Genomic DNA, 15,454 nt, shown 5'->3' with positions numbered 1-15,454 from the left:
CCCTTGCCCCTTCCATCGTCTGCCCGCCCGCAGCGGACTGCCATCCGGGTGGCCACGTCGGCCTCGGACGCTCAGGCACCGTAGGTGACCGTCACGTCCGTGAAGCCCAGGGAGCGCAGCAGGCCTTCCAGCATGCCGGTGGTGTTCGCCTCGGCGCGTGAGGTGAGGCGGCTGTCCTTCGCGGCGTCGCCGATGTGCTTGGCCGCGAGCTTCTGGACGGCCCGCTCGTCGTTGGGGTTGTCGGAGAAGATGTCGCCGATCCGGTCGAGGAGACCGCGCTGTTTGGAGACGGCGTAGGAGTGGTCGGGGTCGAGCGCGGGTTTACCCAGCGCCGCGTGCGGCAGCCGGAGCGTGGCGGACGTTCGGTCGGCGTTGACCGTCACGTCCTTCTCGCCCAGCGTGCCGAGGTCGACATACGCGTCGACAGTCCCGGCCCCCACGTACAGCGTGCGGGTGCCGCGGATCGCGTCGGGCAGGTATTTGGCGTCCTTCTCCAGGTCCACGACCACCTGGAAGTTGCCCGACGCGGCGTCGTAACGGCTGATGTCCCGGATCGACTTGAGGAGGGCGGGGCCCGACCGGTCGTGCGTCTCGGTGCCGAACACATCGCGCAGCCCTGGCAAAAGGGCCAGCCGCAGCCCGGCGAAGAGCACCACGAGTACCAGCACGAAGGCGCTGACCACCTTCGCCCAGCCGGGCATGCGCTTGATGGACGTCGTCATGTCGACGGTCCTCCTTTCAACCGTCCGTGTACCCTCCAAGTCACCTGACAGGCAGCTTTGTTGGCCGATCGAGGAACGGCGGGGCAAGTCGGGTACCGATGACTCCTGCGCCGACCGCAGTTCGCCGTACGCCGGGGACGCACGGCGTCTGCTCGCCGTACCGAATCTGCTGGACGATCCACCTGCGTCGGCGCAGGCCCTGGCTGTATCGAATGTGCTGCTCACGGCCATCGCCGGAGCGGGCAGTCGCCTCGGTCCGGAGTCGCGGCACGGCACGATGACGCCATGGTTCACATCGCGTTGTTCCTCTCAGTTCTCGGCCTGCGCCGAGCCGAACTCCTCGCCGCCGAGCGGCTGCGTCGCGCCGGGCATGAGGTCGTTGCGCCCGACCCCTCCTCGACCGAGGTCCTGCGTCAGGACTGATCACCTAGCGCAGGGCCCGAAGGGGGCGGTCGCCCGACGGGCGCGACCACCACACCCCCTCTCCGTGCGTCAGCCCCGGCAGCCGCAGCTCGATGTCCCGCACCACCCGGGCCGGCAACTCGCCGGTGACCAGCCATGCGGTGCGCCCTCCCGTCGTCTCCTTGAACTCTGCGCCGAAGGCGGCCAGTTGAGCTGTCACCGGGGCCAGCGCGTCGAGCGGGAGCTCCACCTCGAACGCGTGATACGGCTCGTACACCCGTGTCCCCGCCCGCTCGAGGGCGCGGCGCAGCACGACCGGGGTGAGGCCGCGGAAGTCGGCGGCCGTGCTGATCGGAGCGGCGAATCCGGAGCGGACGAGGGTGACCCGGTAGTCCGTCACCGGCCATCCCTGCGGACCGGTGAGCAGGGTCGCGTGGACCGTGTCCTCGATCGCCTGGTGGAACGCTCGCGGCAGGGCGCCGAGCTCGGTCTCGTAGCTGAAGACACCGCCGGAGCCGCGCGGTCCCGGCTCGATACGCAGCCCGACCGTCGCCCAGAACCCGGTGTGCCCGTGGCGCTGGATCTCCTCATACGCCTCACCCGTGCCCTCCGGCCGCTCCAGGAACCGCACCCGGCTCGGCTCGAAGTCGGCCTCGATGCCGAAGTCCTGGGCGAGCGCGGCCGCGAGGACCTCCTTCTGGACCTCGCCGTAGAGCAGCAGCGCGGTGCTGCCGGACGCGGCGGGCCTGGCGTGCATCAGCGGGTCCTGGTCGGCCAGAGTGAGAAGGGCGGAGCGCAGCGGGGCGGCCTGGGCGGGGTGCTTGGCCCGCACCAGCGTCTCCAGTGTCGGGGTCGCGAACTGCGGTGCGCGATCGGTGGCTTCGCCGAGCCGGTCGCCGACGCGGATGCCGGCGACGCCGTGGAGCGCGGCGATGTTCCCCGGGGTGAGGGAGGTGGCTTCGGGCTGCCCGATCACCTCCAGTCCGAGTGCCCGGCCGGGCACCCGCGTGGTCCGGCCGTCGGCCTCGCGGCGCAGGAACGTGAGCCGTTCGCGGCGCGCCACCTCCCCTTCGTACAGACGCACATACGCCGTCCGCTCGCCGCCGGGTCCCGGCCGTACGGCGAAGACCGTGCCGCGTGGTTCACCGGAGCGGGGGACCGTCGGGCGGGGGATCAGCCGGACCACCGCCTCGATCAGCTCGGCCACGCCCTGTCCGCCGAGCGCCGAGCCGAACAGGACCGGATGGACGGAGCCGTCGGCGGTGTGCGCGGCCAGCGCTGCCCGCAGCTCGTCCGGTGTGGGCGGGGGCCCGTCCACGAGCGCGGCCAGGATGCCGGAGTCCACCTCGGCGAGCGTGTCGGCCGCGAGGTCGTCGAGCGGGCGCGGCAGCACACGGGCGGATCCGGTGCCGATGTCCGTCACGCGGGCGAGCGGGACGATGTGCGGCGTGAGGCGGCGCCGGATGTCGTCGAGGAGCCCCTCCTCCCGTGCGCCCGCCCGGTCGATCTTGTTGACGAAGACGAGGGTGGGCAGGCCGAGCCGCCGCAGGGTCTTCATCAGCACGCGCGTCTGTGCCTGGACGCCCTCGACGGCGGAGAGCACCAGCACCGCACCGTCCAGGACCTCCAGGGCGCGCTCGACCTCGGCGATGAAGTCGGAGTGCCCGGGGGTGTCGATCAGGTTGACCTGTACGTCTGTGACGCCGCAGATGTCCCGGACCGTGAAGGCGGCGACGGCCGAGCGGATGGTGATGCCGCGCTGCCGCTCGATCGCTCCGTCGTCCGTACGGGTGTCCCCGGCGTCGACGCTGCCGAGCCGGTCGATGGCGCCGCCGTCGAACAGCAGCCGCTCGGTGAGGCTGGTCTTACCCGCGTCGACGTGGGCCAGAATTCCGATGTTCAGGGTGTGCATGCGTGGTCGAGTCCTCGAGAACAGTCGTCCGGTGGGGGCGCTGAGAAGTTCCGAGGAATCGGCGCATTCCGTTCTCCTGAATTCGAGGGGGTACTGGCACCGTCATGATGGCGTCGTCCGGGTGGCCGTCCGCAACCGGTTTTCCCCCGGTCGAGCGGCCGAAAGGTGCCCAGTAGCATGAGGCACGCACCCCGGGTCGATCATGCCAACCGGCGACGCGACCCGGTTCGATCATGCGAGGAGCGGTCGTGCGTGACATCGCCGTGTTCAGCGGTAGTGCCCATCCCGAGCTGGCGGCCGAGCTCTGCGCGCATCTCGGTGTGCCTCTCAGCCCGACCCGCGTCAGCCGGTTCGCCAACGACTGCCTGGAGGTGCAGCTCCAGGCCAATTGCCGCGAGCGAGATGTCTTCCTGGTGCAGCCGTTGGTCACGCCGGTGCAGGAGCACCTCGTCGAGCTGCTGATGATGTGCGACGCTGCGCGCGGCGCGTCCGCCGGGCGGATCACCGTGGTCATGCCGCACTACTCGTACGCCCGCTCGGACAAGAAGGACATGCCGCGGATCTCGATGGGCGGGCGGCTCGTGGCGGACCTGCTGGTGGCGGCCGGGGCGAGCCGCGTCCTGGCCATGACGCTGCATTCGCCGCAGGTGCACGGCTTCTTCTCGGTGCCGGTCGACCATCTGCACGCCCTGCGGGAGCTGGCCGCGCACTTCCGCGGCTACGACCTCTCCCGTACCACAGTGGTGTCGCCGGACCTGGGCAACGCCAAGGAGGCGGCGGCGTTCGCACGGCTGATCGGGGCCCAGGTGGCCGCCGGTGCCAAGCAGCGGTTCGCCGACGACCGGGTGAGCATCAGCTCCGTCATCGGCGACGTCAGCGGGCGCGATGTCATCGTGCTGGACGACGAGATCGCCAAGGGCAGCACCGTCCTCGAACTACTCGAGCGGCTGCGGGAGTTGGGGCCCCGGTCGATCCGGGTCGCCTGCACCCACGGACTGTTCGCCGCGGGCGCGCTCAAGCGCCTCAGCGAGCAGCCGGACGTCCTGGAGATCGTGTGCACGAACACCGTGCCGGTCCCGGTCGAGGAGCACACGGAAAAGCTGCGCATCCTGTCCATCGCCCCGGCGCTCGCCGAGGCGGTGCGGCGCATTCACAACGGCGAGTCCGTCAGCGCCCTGTTCGACGCGCCTCCGAACGAATAGACAGGAAGGAGCGGAACTTCCTGCCCGTCGGCTCGGGCAGGAAGGCGGCCGGGCTCACCGGGTAGGCGGTGCGGCGCTCGGCCGGCAAGCCGCGAAGCAACGCTCGGCGTCACCCAGGTGATCAGGAGGGCTTGCAGTGGCGAAGGCGAAATTCCAGCGGACCAAGCCGCATGTCAACATCGGCACCATCGGTCACATCGACCACGGTAAGACGACGCTGACAGCGGCCATGACCAAGGTGTTGCACGACCAGTTCCCCGACCTGAACCCCTACACGCCGTTCGACCAGATCGACAAGGCTCCCGAGGAACGCCAGCGCGGTATCACGATCTCGATCGCCCATGTCGAGTACCAGACGGAGAACCGGCACTACGCACACGTGGACTGCCCGGGGCACGCGGACTACATCAAGAACATGATCACGGGCGCCGCGCAGATGGACGGCGCGATCCTGGTCGTCGCGGCGACCGACGGGCCGATGCCGCAGACCAAGGAACATGTCCTGCTCGCACGCCAGGTCGGCGTCCCGTACATCGTCGTCGCGCTCAACAAGACCGACATGGTGGACGACGAGGAGATTCTGGAACTCGTCGAGCTCGAAGTGCGCGAGCTGCTCACCGAGTACGAGTTCCCGGGCGACGATGTCCCGGTCGTGCGGGTCTCCGCGCTCAAGGCCCTTGAGGGCGACCCGAAGTGGAGTGCGTCCATCCTCGAACTCCTCGCGGCGATCGACGAGTTCGTGCCCGAGCCGGTGCGCGATGTCGACCGGCCCTTCCTGATGCCCATCGAGGACGTCTTCACCATCACGGGCCGCGGCACGGTCGTCACCGGCCGCATCGAACGCGGTGTGCTGAGGGTCAACAGTGAGGTCGAGATCATCGGCATCCACGAGCACAAGACCAAGACCACCGTCACCGGTATCGAGATGTTCCGCAAACTCCTCGACGAGGGCCGGGCGGGGGAGAATGTCGGACTGTTGCTGCGGGGTGTGAAGCGCGAGGACGTGGAGCGCGGGCAGGTCGTCATCAAGCCGGGCTCGGTGACGCCGCACACGGAGTTCGAGGCGCGCGCGTACATCCTGTCGAAGGACGAGGGCGGCCGGCACACGCCGTTCTTCGACAACTATCGGCCACAGTTCTACTTCCGTACGACGGACGTGACCGGAGTGGTGACCCTCCCCAAGGGCACGGACATGGTCATGCCGGGCGACAACACCACCATGCAGGTGCAGTTGATCCAGCCCATCGCCATGGAGGAGGGGCTGAAGTTCGCCATCCGCGAGGGCGGCAGGACGGTCGGGGCGGGGCAGGTCACAAAGATCCGGAAGTAGTCACCGGGGGCAGCAAGCGCTCACACGGAACCCGACGTGGCCTCGGGTCGGGCCAGCGCCTCGTCCAGCGACGAGGAGGGTGGCAGCAGACGCGCGAGGCCGGTCACCCGGAGGATGCGCAGGATCAGCGGCTGGGTGCAGACGAGGTGCAGCCGTCCGTCCCGGGCGAGGACCCGGCGTCTGGCCCGGTAGAGCAGGCGCAGGCCCGAGCAGTCGAAGAAGTCGACGGGCCGCAGGTCGATCACGACCTGCGGTGCCGGGCCCCCGGTCGCGGAGTCCAGGAGCGGGGTGATCTCCATGGCCGCGAGGATGTCGATCTCCCCGTGGAACTCCAGCACCAGGTGTCCGCGGTCCTGGTGAATGCGCAGATGTCGGGTGAGCGGTGCGGGGTCGTGCGCCACGAAGTCATCACCTCCAACCGGCAGCTGACCTGCCTCGCGAGGGCAGGGGCCAGGGTCACCGGGGGCCAGGGCGACGGCGTCAAGCGAGCGTAGACACGCCAACGGGGCACCCGTGGTTGCAAAACCGTTCCTTGCTCTGCAAGTTACCCTCGATGGAGTGAATTCCAGCATGTTCGGTTGACATATGTCTTCGATTTGCGCGGCGAGTCGTCCCGCTGTGGGTGTGCCGTGGGGGCGAGTGCCCGCGTCACGACAGCGCGTGCCACGCCTTGGACAACGCCTGACGGAACTGATCGGTCTGGTGCGAGGTGAGGTCCCGGACCATGAGCTCCTCCAGTTCCCGTACGGCTCCGGAGAACCGCGCGAGCAGTTCGCGTCCCTCGTCGGTCAGCAGAATCAGTAGCTCGCGCCGGTTGCGTGGATTGCGCTCGCGGCGCACCAGTCCGCGACTCTCCAGTGAGCGCACCAGATCGGCCATGGACTGAGCCGTCACGAACGAGTCACGCGCCAGCTGCGCCGCCGACAGGCCGTCGTGCCGCTCCAGCACGGTGAGCGAGGTGTACTGCAATGCGGTGATGCCGGCTGGTTTCACCAGCTCGTCGAGGTGTGAACGCACGACGAGTTCCACCTGCTTGACCATGTAGAGCAGTGACGGGGGTGTCTTGGTTGCCTGGGTGCCGACCATGGGTTCAGCCTAAGCCATTGACAGGAAACCTGTCCGTAACGAGACTGCCAACCAACAGGAATCCTGTTGGTTGAAAACTTGGCGATCAAGGCTGAGGAGTGGGCAATGACGACCACCTTCGAGAGTGGGCCCGGGCAGCTGTTCATCGGTGGACAGTGGCGCGAGGCGGCCGACGGAGCGCGTACGGACGTGATCGATCCGTCCATCGGCCAGGTGGTCACGACCGTCGCCGAGGCGGGCGCGGCCGATGTCGACGCGGCCGTACGTGCCGCACGGGAAGCCTTCGACCACGGCCCGTGGGCCGCGATGAGCGGCCGTGAGCGTGGCCGGGTGCTGCACCGCGTCTCCGAGTTGATCCGCACGAACGCCGACGAGCTGGCGGCCCTGGAGAGCCTCGACGTCGGCAAACCCCTCTCCCTCTGCCGCCCAGTCGACGTGCTCACCGCCGCCGACGAGTACGAGTACTGCGCCGCGCTCGCCCAGACCCTCGACGGCGCCACCCGCGACACCCCGCTCAACGCCTTCGCGTACACGCGCCGCGGACCGCTCGGCGTGGTCGCCGCGATCACTCCTTTCAACTTCCCGCTGATCCTGTCCAGTTCGAAGCTCGCCCCGGCGCTGGCGGCCGGCAACGCCGTGGTGCACAAGCCCGCCGACGAGACCCCGCTCAGCGCTCTGTACATGGCCCGGCTGCTCCAGGAGGCGGGCGTCCCGGACGGCGTCGTGAACGTCGTCACCGGCAGCGGCCCGGTCGCGGGCGAGGCGCTGCTGCGCAACCCCGGCATCGACAAGGTCGCCTTCACCGGGTCCACCGCCGTCGGCCGGCATGCCGCGAGCATCGCCGGTGAGGCGCTCAAGCCCGTCACCATGGAGCTGGGCGGCAACGCGGCCCATCTCGTCTTCGCGGACGCCGACCTGGAGAAGGCGGTCGGCGCGGTCATCAAGGGCTTCGTCTTCAACACCGGGCAGTTCTGCATGGGCGGGCCGCGCCTGCTGGTGGAGCGCTCCGTGTACGGCACCCTGCTGGGCATCCTCGCCGACGCCGTCCCCGGAGTGCCGGTCGGCGACCCCCGGGACGCGGCAACGGTCGTCGGCCCGATGGCTGGGGACAAGCACCTGAAGAAGGTCGAGGAGTACGTCGCCCTGGCCCGCAAGGAGGGCGGCCGCATCGTCTGCGGCGGTGAGCGCCTCGACCTGAACGGCGGCTACTACTACAGGCCCACCGTGATCACCGACCTCACGGCCGACTCCCGCGTCATCCAGGAGGAGATCTTCGGCCCCGTCCTCACCGTGCAGTCCTTCGACTCCGAGGACGAGGCCGTCGAGCTGGCCAACTCCACGCCGTACGGCCTGGCTTCGGGCATCCAGACCACCGACCTGACCCGCGCGCACCGCGTCGCCGACCGGCTGCAGGCGGGCATCGTCTGGATCAACGACTGGGCGATGCTCGACCCCGCGGTTCCCTTCGGCGGGGTCAAGGACTCCGGCTTCGGCCGGGAGTACGGGCCCGAGGCGCTCGCCGCCTACACCAAGGTCAAGTCCGTCGTCGTCTCGCTCGACTGAGCGCCCCCGCAAAGGAGTTCATGCGATGCCCAGTACTACGCGCGCCGCCGTGGTGGAGTCCGGGGGAGCGCCGTTCACCCTCACCGACGTCGAACTGGACGAGCCCGGCCCCGGCGAGGCCCTCGTCCGTATGGTGGCGACCGGCCTGTGCCACACCGACCTCGGTGTGGCGAGCGGCGGTCTGCCCTTCCCGCTGCCCGGAGTCCTGGGGCACGAGGGAGCGGGAGTCGTCGAGGCCGTCGGCCCCCATGTCACCGGTGTTGCCCCCGGTGACCATGTCGTGCTGTCCTTCACCTCCTGCGGCGGCTGTCACAACTGCCGTGACGGACACCCCGCGTACTGCGCCACCTGGCTGCCGCTGAACCTCATCGGCGGTCGGCGCGCCGACGGCACCAGCACGATCAGCCGCGACGGGGTGCCGCTCGGCGGCCACTTCTTCGGACAGTCGTCCTTCGCGGAACGGGCGCTCGTGGACGAGCGCAGCCTGGTGAAAGTCGATCCGAACGTCCAGCTGGAGTCCATCGCCCCACTGGGCTGCGGGGTGCAGACCGGAGTGGGCGCCGTCTGGAACGTGCTGAAGCCCGAAGCAGGCAGCAGCCTCGTCGTCCTGGGCGCCGGAGCCGTCGGCCTGTCCGCGGTGATGGCGGCGGCCCTCACCCCCGCGACCACGGTCATCGCCGTGGACAAGATCGCCGAACGGCTTGAACTGGCACGGGAGTTGGGCGCCACGCACACCGTGAACGCGGCCGAGGCCGATGTCACCGAGGCGGTGCTCGCACTCACCGACGGCCGGGGCGCCGACGGTGTCGTGGAGACCACGGGCAGTGTCGCCGTACTGCGCAAGGGCGCCGACACGCTCGCGCCGCGCGGCACCCTCGTCGTCGTCGGCGCACCGCCCTTCGGCACCGAAGTCGCCCTGGACGTCAACGCGTTGCTGCCCGGCAAGAAGGTCGTGGGTCTCACTCTCGGCGACAGTGAGACCCAGACCGCCATCCCCGCGCTGGTCGCGCTCGTCCAGGACGGACGGCTCCCGCTGCACCGCCTGATCAGCCACTATCCGTTCGCGGACATCGAGCGGGCGGTGCGGGACATGAGCGCCGGCAAGACGATCAAGCCCGTGCTCACCTTCTAGACAGCGACGTCCGGCCGACCGTCTTCAGCCGACTTCCTTCGACCGACTTCATTCAGTCGACTGCCCTTAATCGACGACCAGGACGAGCTTCCCCGTGGTCCGGCCGGTGTCGCCGAGCGCATGCGCCTCGGCGGCATCGGCCAGCGGGAAGGTGTCGGCGATCGTGGCGCGCAGCTTCCCCGCCTCGACGAGCGCCGCGATCGCCTTCATGCCGGTGTGGGAGGCGTCGACGAGCATCCTGACCGCCCGTACGCCGATCCGCTCGGCCTCCTCGTAGAAGTCCGCCGACCCGACCGGCAGGATCGAAACCACGATCCCGCCCTGGCGCAGTACGCGCAGCGAGCGGACAGAGTACTCGTCGCCGATCGTGTCCAGGACGACGTCGACGTCCTTGACCGCCTCGGCGAAGTCGGTCTCCCGGTAGTCGATCGCCTCGTCCACGCCGATCTCCCGCAGGAAATCGTGCTTGCCCGCGCTCGCGGTACCGATGACATACGCGCCCCGCGCCTTGGCGATCTGCACGGCCACATGACCTACCCCGCCGGCCGCCGCGTGGATCAGCACCCGCTGGCCCGGCTGGATGTCCGCCGTCTCGACCAGGGCCTGCCAGGCGGTCAGCGAGACCAGCGGAAGCGCGCCCGCCTGGATGTGGTCGATTCCGGACGGCTTGTGCGCGAAGGCGCGGGCGGGGGCGGTGACGTACTCGGCGTGCGAGCCGTGGCCGAACGGGTAGGACAGCATGCCGAAGACCTCGTCCCCGGGCTTGAAGCGGGCAACGCCGATTCCGGTCGCCTCGACGACGCCGGAGACGTCCCAGCCGAGGACGAAGGGCGGCTCGCCGAGGAAACCGCCGGTCGCGCGGTGCTTCCAGTCGGTCGGGTTGACGCCGGCCGCGCGCACCCGGATCAGTACCTCGTTGGGGCGCGGCGCGGGGCGCTCCACCTGCACTTCCTTGAGTACCTCGGGACCGCCGAGGACGTCCTGACTGATGGCTCGCATGGTGTTCACAGTGCTCATGGTGTCCCAGCGTGCCGGGGCCGGCCCGGCAAGAAAATGGCATGATTGTCAACCTTCGATAGGATCGTGCCATGCATCCCGTGGAGCGAGTGGTCGTCCTGGCGCTGGACGGCGTCTACCCCTTCGAGCTGGGCATCCCCAGCCGGATCTTCGGCGCGGCGGACGGTCGCTACGAAGTGGTGACGTGCACTGTCGACGGCCGCCCCGTCCGCACCAACGCCGACTTCTCGGTCACCGTCGACCACGGTCCCGAGGCGCTGTCCACGGCGGACACGGTGGTGATCGCGGCGATCACCCCGGCGAGGCTGGTCCCGGAGCCCTCCGACGAGCTCACCGCCGCACTCGCGCTGATCCGGCCCGGCGCCCGCCTCGTCTCCATCTGCACGGGTGCGTTCGTCCTGGCGGCGGCGGGTCTGCTGGACGGACACCGGGCGACCACGCACTGGCAGGTGGTCGACGAGTTCCGGCGTCTGTTCCCGCGTGTGTCGCTGGACCCGGACGTGCTGTTCGTCGACGACGGCTCGGTCCTCACCTCGGCCGGGGCCGCGTCCGGCATCGACGTCTGCCTGCACATCCTCCGCAAGGACCACGGCAGCGAGCTGGCCAACAAGGTGGCCCGGCGCTGTGTGGTCCCGCCGCTGCGGGAGGGCGGCCAGGCCCAGTACATCGAGCAGCCCGTGCCGGAGCCCTCGGCGACGAGCACGGCCGCCACCCGTGCGTGGGCCCTGGCCCGCCTCGGCGATCCGCTGACACTGACCGACCTCGCGGGCCATGCCCGGATGAGCCTGCGCACCTTCGCCCGCCGCTTCAACGACGAGGTGGGCATGAGCCCCGGCCGCTGGCTCATCCAGCAGCGGGTCTCCCGGGCCCGCCATCTGCTGGAGTCCAGCGACCTGTCGGTGGACCAGATCGCCGGCGAGGTCGGCTTCGCGACCGGCGCCTCGCTGCGCCAGCATCTGCACGCGGCGATCGGCGTATCGCCGCAGGCATACCGGCGTACGTTCCAGGCCACCCGCTAGACCGTTCCGGTCGGATGATCTGAACGTTGGCCCGGGCGTGCCGTTGCCCGGCGTGCAGTAGGCCCTTCTCGGTCATCCGCGACCACGCCGGGCCCGGTGTCTCCGGGCCCGCGCCAGTCAGGTCCCAGGGCCCGCGCCGGTCGTATCTCCGGGCCCGCGCTGTTCGTCGACGGTCCGTCAGGCCGCCGTGGTGGAAGTGCGGTGGTTGCGGAAGGCGCGCCGATAGATGTCCGGGGCACACCCAGGGCGCGACGGAAGTGCCGACGCAAGGTCGCCGCGGTGCCCATACCGGCGCGGGAGGCGATGAGTTCGATGCAGTCGTCGGTGGTTTCGAGGAGTTTCTGGGCCTCGTGGGCCGCACGCTCCAGGCCACCCGTCGGCCGCCGAACGATCCGTGTCCTTCGTGCGTCGGAGGAGCGATACGGCGGTTCGGAGAACAGGGGTGGGGATGGGCAAGTGGATCGCGGTGGCGGTTCTCATCGGCTTGACGGTGGTGGGGTGCGACGACGGGATGCGCGACGACCTCGTGGTCGAGGGAACGCCCCCGGCCACACCGTACTCCGGAGCGCTGGACGTGCCGATCAAGGAGGTCGGCGACGGCAGCGTGCGCGCGGCAGAGGCGAGTTCGGGCGCGGCGGGGCGGGCCCTGGAGTGCGACGGCGAGATCTACGCGGGCGGCGGGGGCGACGAGTGGGGCCAAAAGGACGGCGGCTCGACGCCGGAGGAGGGCCTGAACGCCTACTTCGACATGGACCAGCCCGAGCTGCCGGACCACGGCTACCGGGTGGAGCGCAAGGAAAAGGACCGTGTCCTGTTCTCCTACGACGTCAAGGGCAGGACCAAGGTGGCCGTCGTCGTCGCCAAGGATCAGCCGCACCGCCCCGGCTGGGGTCCGGAGACCAACGCCTCCTGCGACCCGTCCGAGCTCCCGGCGAGCTTCACCGACTCGACGTACGAGATCTGGACGGATCGGGACGGTCGCCGCGTGCCCACCACCGAGGTGAGCAGCTCGGCGGGCGCGGAGCACTGCGACTGGCGAAGCGCGCACTTCCTGTGGCTGGGCCGGGGCAAGGAGGTCAGGCAGTACGCGCGCGATCCGCGCGGGGTGCTCGGGAGCGAGGTGCTCACCGCCGCGTACGACCAGGATGCCCGCATGCCGGTCGGCGCGCGGGACACCGGCTACCGCTTCCACGACTGGGAACTCTGGCTGACGGCGGGCAAGTCGACGGCCTACATCCGTACACCCCACGGCGTGGAGGCGTGGCCCGCGACGAAGCAGCAGGTGGGCTGTAAGTGACCCGTCACCGGCTCCGGTGCAGGGCTACCAGCAACTGCCAGACCTGATCGGCGACTTCCTCCGGGGTGCCCTCCAGCAGGCCGTGCAGCCAGTCGGCGAGCACCCCCGCGAAGGTGGCGGCGACGGCGGAGGCCACGAGCGGCGCGTCCGGGGCGCCCACGAGGGTGCGCTCGGCCAGGCTGCGGGCGCGCAGATCACGGTGCAGCACGAGACCGAGCGGGCCACCGCCGCCCGGGCCGAGAAGCGCGCGGTAGAGGGCGGCGTGCGGGGCCAGTTCGGCGAAGAACGTGCGCAGGGCGGGCGGCGCGGACATCGGGTCGGGCCGCCCGCGCCACGCGTGCAGTGCCTCCACGGCATCCCGTACGACATCGGCGCAGGCGTCGACGGCCAGCGCCTCCAGATCGGTGTAGTGCACGTAGAACGTCGCCCGGCCGACCCCGGCCCGCCGCACCAGCGCGGCGACGCCGACCTCCTCCAGCGGCCGCTCGGCGCACTCCTCCAGCAGTGCCTGCCGCAGCTTCGCCCGGGTCCGGGCGGCTCGCGGGTCCTCGGGCGTCACCGCGCGACGAGGACGGCGGCCAGGGCGACCGCGCCGGGCAGGGCTTGCGCGAAGAGGATGCGGCGGTTCGCGGTGACGGATCCGTACACACCTGCGACCACGACGCACACCAGGAAGAAGACCTGTACGCGGAACCCGGTCGGATCCGAGGCGATCAGACCCCACACCAGACCCGCCGCCAGAAAACCGTTGTAGAGCCCCTGGTTGGCGGCCAGCGGCGCGGTCGCGTGGGCCATCTCCGGGTCGAACCCGTGCAGCCCCCGTCCCGGCTTCTTCTCCCACAGGAACATCTCCAGCACCAGTATGTAGGCGTGCAGCGCGGCCACCAGGCCTACCAGCACGTTCGCGACCGTATCCATCGTCAGCGGGCTCCGTCGTGAGTAGGTGTCCAGCGGTTATCTCATGGACAGGTGTCCACTATAGCTGGACATCCGTCCAGGAAGTCACGGAGGGCCTCAGGTTGCCCTGCGCGCCCTTGCGGGTAGCGCTCGCCCGCGATTCCGAGGGCTTCACCCCCAGCCCTACGAACAGATGGCCGCCGCGTATCGCCGGCACGGCCATGACGGGGGCGCGCGGACGGTCCTCCTCGCCAAGCCGCGACGCCTGTGCGCCACCCTGCCGTGGCCGGGGCGGGTGTGGAGCGGTCTCCAGAACATCACCGTGGGCTACGGCTACCGGCCGATGCGCGCCGTGTGGTGGCTGTGCGCGATCATGCTCAGCGGGATCCTGCTGTTCACACCGGTGGCCTCCGCAGGCCATCGACCCGGGCAAGCCGCCCCACTTCCAGGCGGCGATCTACACCTTCGACCTGGTGCTGCCGCTCGTCGACTTCGGGCAGGAGCAGGCGTTCAGCCCCCGCGGCGGACTGCAGTGGGCGGCCGTGGTCCTCGTGTGTCTGGGCTGGCTGCTCGCGACGACGGCCGCCGCCGGCGCCAACCGTATGTTGCGCAGAGCGTAACCTCACTGACCCCGTCGGGACGCGGCCGTCAGCCGCAGGGCCAGCGCCCGTAACGCCAGCTGCATCTCGAACTGGACCGTCGGATCGTGCAGTTGGTCCCCGAACAGCTCGTCCAGCTGCCGCATCCGATAGCGCACCGTCTGCGGATGCACGGCGAGCCGCGCCGCCACCTCGCTGGCGTTGTGCCCTGACTGCAACCAGCTCAGCAGCGTCTCCGCCAGCCGCTCCCGCTGCGGTGGGCGCATCGCGTTCAGCGGACTCAGTCGACGCTCGGCCATCGCATCCACCAGGGCCTCGTCGCGGAAGAGCAGCAGGGTGGCCAAATGCTCCTGGCAGCGGACCAGTTCTGTGTCGGGCAGGATGCCCCGTCGCACCAGATCGAGTGCCTCGGCCGCCCAGCGCAACGAGCGGGCGCCTTCCTGGAGCGCGACGGCCGGCCCCATCGCCGCACGCAATCCGTGCAGCGCCCCGGCGACCGCCCGCCCGCGCCCCGGCCCGTCGGGGTCGGGCACGACCAGAACGGACGGCTGCACATCGAACCGCGCCAGGAACTCCGGCGGCACGATCGGTCGCGCCGCCGGGGCGGGCCGCGGCCCGAAGTCGATCGCGACCACCGCCACAGCCCGCGGGACCGGCCAGCGCGCCGTGTGCGCGAGATCGCTGATCGCCTCGGCCGACGCGGGCGGATCAGCGGTGAGCAGGTCGATCAGCCGCGTGCGCCGTTGCTGCAACTCGCCCGCCGCGTGCAGGCGCGCCTCCGTGTAGCCCGCGGTCGTTGCGGCCGCCATCTCGTCCAGATGCAGGAACAGCGCCTCGCCGAAGGCGGCCAGCACCTTGCGGGGCAGCAACTCGGCGTCGACCAGCGCGTTGACGCGGCGCCAGGTCACCCGGGCGCCGAGACGCAGAGCGGACTGGAACGAGTCGAGACTGCGCCCCTCGTCCGCCTCACCCCGCCCGATGCGCTGGTAGGTCGCCGTCACCGGCTCCCAGTCCGTGTCCGGCTTCGCCATCCGCTCCAGGAACCCCTGCAACGCGTGCTCCACACCGCGGTGCACGACCTGCATGTACGTGTCGTCCGTCGGGCGCGCGTACTCGGGGATCTCGGTCTTGATCGCTCGGACGACCTCTTCCCTGATGTCGTCGAAGAACGGTCTGAGGTGGTCGTGCAGGTCCGAAGGGAACGCCTTGAACGGGCCGTTGGGCTCATCGTCCATCGCTCGGGCTCCCTCCTGTGCGCCGTGTCAGCGGCTCGGAG

16 protein-coding genes and 1 pseudogene are annotated in these 15,454 nt (G+C 70.2%); 8 read left to right on the top strand and 9 right to left on the bottom strand.

Annotation, left to right across the window (positions count from 1 at the left end; genetic code table 11):
* Window positions 1-71: 71 nt before the first annotated feature.
* Complete coding sequence (locus tag ACIBK0_RS29560; protein WP_399086546.1) at window positions 72-722, bottom strand: DUF4230 domain-containing protein; 651 nt, start codon at window positions 720-722, stop codon at window positions 72-74.
* 285 nt (window positions 723-1,007) lie between these two features.
* Here ACIBK0_RS29560 and ACIBK0_RS29555 point away from each other — a divergent pair, with 285 nt between their 5' ends.
* The gene (locus ACIBK0_RS29555; protein WP_399086543.1) at window positions 1,008-1,145 is read left to right on the top strand and encodes a hypothetical protein; all 138 of its coding nucleotides are present in this window, start codon (window positions 1,008-1,010) and stop codon (window positions 1,143-1,145) included.
* A gap of 4 nt (window positions 1,146-1,149) precedes the next feature.
* Here the strand turns inward: ACIBK0_RS29555 and otr(A) are convergent, their stop codons facing one another.
* The gene (gene otr(A), locus ACIBK0_RS29550) at window positions 1,150-3,036 is read right to left on the bottom strand and encodes a tetracycline resistance ribosomal protection protein Otr(A) (protein WP_399086540.1); all 1,887 of its coding nucleotides are present in this window, start codon (window positions 3,034-3,036) and stop codon (window positions 1,150-1,152) included.
* 248 nt (window positions 3,037-3,284) lie between these two features.
* Here otr(A) and ACIBK0_RS29545 point away from each other — a divergent pair, with 248 nt between their 5' ends.
* Entirely contained in the window at window positions 3,285-4,238 is a 954-nt protein-coding gene (locus ACIBK0_RS29545) for a ribose-phosphate diphosphokinase (protein WP_399086537.1), read from the top strand.
* Window positions 4,239-4,374: 136 nt separating this feature from the next.
* Window positions 4,375-5,568: an elongation factor Tu gene (tuf, locus tag ACIBK0_RS29540; protein ID WP_399086534.1), complete on the top strand. Its 1,194-nt coding sequence runs from the start codon at window positions 4,375-4,377 to the stop codon at window positions 5,566-5,568.
* 20 nt (window positions 5,569-5,588) lie between these two features.
* On the opposite strand, the gene ACIBK0_RS29535 is transcribed toward tuf, so the two are convergent.
* Complete coding sequence (locus tag ACIBK0_RS29535) at window positions 5,589-5,969, bottom strand: anti-sigma factor antagonist (RefSeq protein WP_399086531.1); 381 nt, start codon at window positions 5,967-5,969, stop codon at window positions 5,589-5,591.
* A 247-nt stretch (window positions 5,970-6,216) separates the two neighbouring features.
* Entirely contained in the window at window positions 6,217-6,654 is a 438-nt protein-coding gene (locus ACIBK0_RS29530) for a MarR family winged helix-turn-helix transcriptional regulator (protein WP_399086527.1), read from the bottom strand.
* 105 nt (window positions 6,655-6,759) lie between these two features.
* Here ACIBK0_RS29530 and ACIBK0_RS29525 point away from each other — a divergent pair, with 105 nt between their 5' ends.
* Together ACIBK0_RS29525 and ACIBK0_RS29520 are read left to right on the top strand one after the other, a co-directional pair.
* Window positions 6,760-8,217: an aldehyde dehydrogenase family protein gene (locus ACIBK0_RS29525; RefSeq protein WP_399086524.1), complete on the top strand. Its 1,458-nt coding sequence runs from the start codon at window positions 6,760-6,762 to the stop codon at window positions 8,215-8,217.
* Between the two features lie 25 nt (window positions 8,218-8,242).
* Window positions 8,243-9,349 (top strand): NAD(P)-dependent alcohol dehydrogenase, encoded by a 1,107-nt coding sequence (locus ACIBK0_RS29520; RefSeq protein WP_399086521.1) that lies wholly within the window; start codon window positions 8,243-8,245, stop codon window positions 9,347-9,349.
* Window positions 9,350-9,415: 66 nt separating this feature from the next.
* Here the strand turns inward: ACIBK0_RS29520 and ACIBK0_RS29515 are convergent, their stop codons facing one another.
* Window positions 9,416-10,366: an NADP-dependent oxidoreductase gene (locus ACIBK0_RS29515; RefSeq protein ID WP_399086518.1), complete on the bottom strand. Its 951-nt coding sequence runs from the start codon at window positions 10,364-10,366 to the stop codon at window positions 9,416-9,418.
* Window positions 10,367-10,437: 71 nt separating this feature from the next.
* Here ACIBK0_RS29515 and ACIBK0_RS29510 point away from each other — a divergent pair, with 71 nt between their 5' ends.
* Window positions 10,438-11,385 carry a GlxA family transcriptional regulator gene (locus tag ACIBK0_RS29510; RefSeq protein WP_399086515.1) on the top strand — a complete coding sequence of 316 codons (948 nt, stop codon included), beginning with the start codon at window positions 10,438-10,440 and terminating at the stop codon, window positions 11,383-11,385.
* Window positions 11,386-11,562: 177 nt separating this feature from the next.
* On the opposite strand, the pseudogene ACIBK0_RS29505 reads toward ACIBK0_RS29510, so the two are convergent.
* Window positions 11,563-11,732: pseudogene (locus tag ACIBK0_RS29505) on the bottom strand (AraC family transcriptional regulator); the annotation flags it as partial.
* A 101-nt stretch (window positions 11,733-11,833) separates the two neighbouring features.
* Between ACIBK0_RS29505 and ACIBK0_RS29500 the strand changes: the two are divergent.
* Window positions 11,834-12,682: a hypothetical protein gene (locus ACIBK0_RS29500; RefSeq protein ID WP_399086512.1), complete on the top strand. Its 849-nt coding sequence runs from the start codon at window positions 11,834-11,836 to the stop codon at window positions 12,680-12,682.
* 4 nt (window positions 12,683-12,686) lie between these two features.
* Here the strand turns inward: ACIBK0_RS29500 and ACIBK0_RS29495 are convergent, their stop codons facing one another.
* Together ACIBK0_RS29495 and ACIBK0_RS29490 are read right to left on the bottom strand one after the other, a co-directional pair.
* Window positions 12,687-13,241, bottom strand: a complete 555-nt coding sequence (locus ACIBK0_RS29495; RefSeq protein ID WP_399086509.1) for a TetR/AcrR family transcriptional regulator — start codon at window positions 13,239-13,241, stop codon at window positions 12,687-12,689.
* Window positions 13,238-13,600, bottom strand: coding sequence for a DUF1304 domain-containing protein (locus ACIBK0_RS29490; RefSeq protein WP_399086506.1), 363 nt, complete (start codon window positions 13,598-13,600; stop codon window positions 13,238-13,240). Before ACIBK0_RS29490 ends, ACIBK0_RS29495 begins: the two co-directional genes overlap by 4 nt.
* A gap of 452 nt (window positions 13,601-14,052) precedes the next feature.
* Between ACIBK0_RS29490 and ACIBK0_RS29485 the strand changes: the two genes are divergently transcribed.
* A complete protein-coding gene (locus ACIBK0_RS29485) occupies window positions 14,053-14,199 on the top strand; it encodes a hypothetical protein (protein WP_399086503.1) in 147 nt (48 codons plus the stop codon).
* A 2-nt stretch (window positions 14,200-14,201) separates the two neighbouring features.
* Here ACIBK0_RS29485 and ACIBK0_RS29480 read toward each other — a convergent pair whose 3' ends face one another.
* Complete coding sequence (locus ACIBK0_RS29480; protein WP_399086500.1) at window positions 14,202-15,413, bottom strand: PucR family transcriptional regulator; 1,212 nt, start codon at window positions 15,411-15,413, stop codon at window positions 14,202-14,204.
* Window positions 15,414-15,454 lie beyond the last annotated feature (41 nt).

Origin of the sequence: Streptomyces sp. NPDC050564 (assembly GCF_044457265.1) — a bacterium.
Lineage (GTDB): Bacteria > Actinomycetota > Actinomycetes > Streptomycetales > Streptomycetaceae > Streptomyces.
The sequence above is the reverse complement of the archived record's forward strand: the minus strand, read 5'-3'. Positions and strand labels throughout refer to the sequence as shown.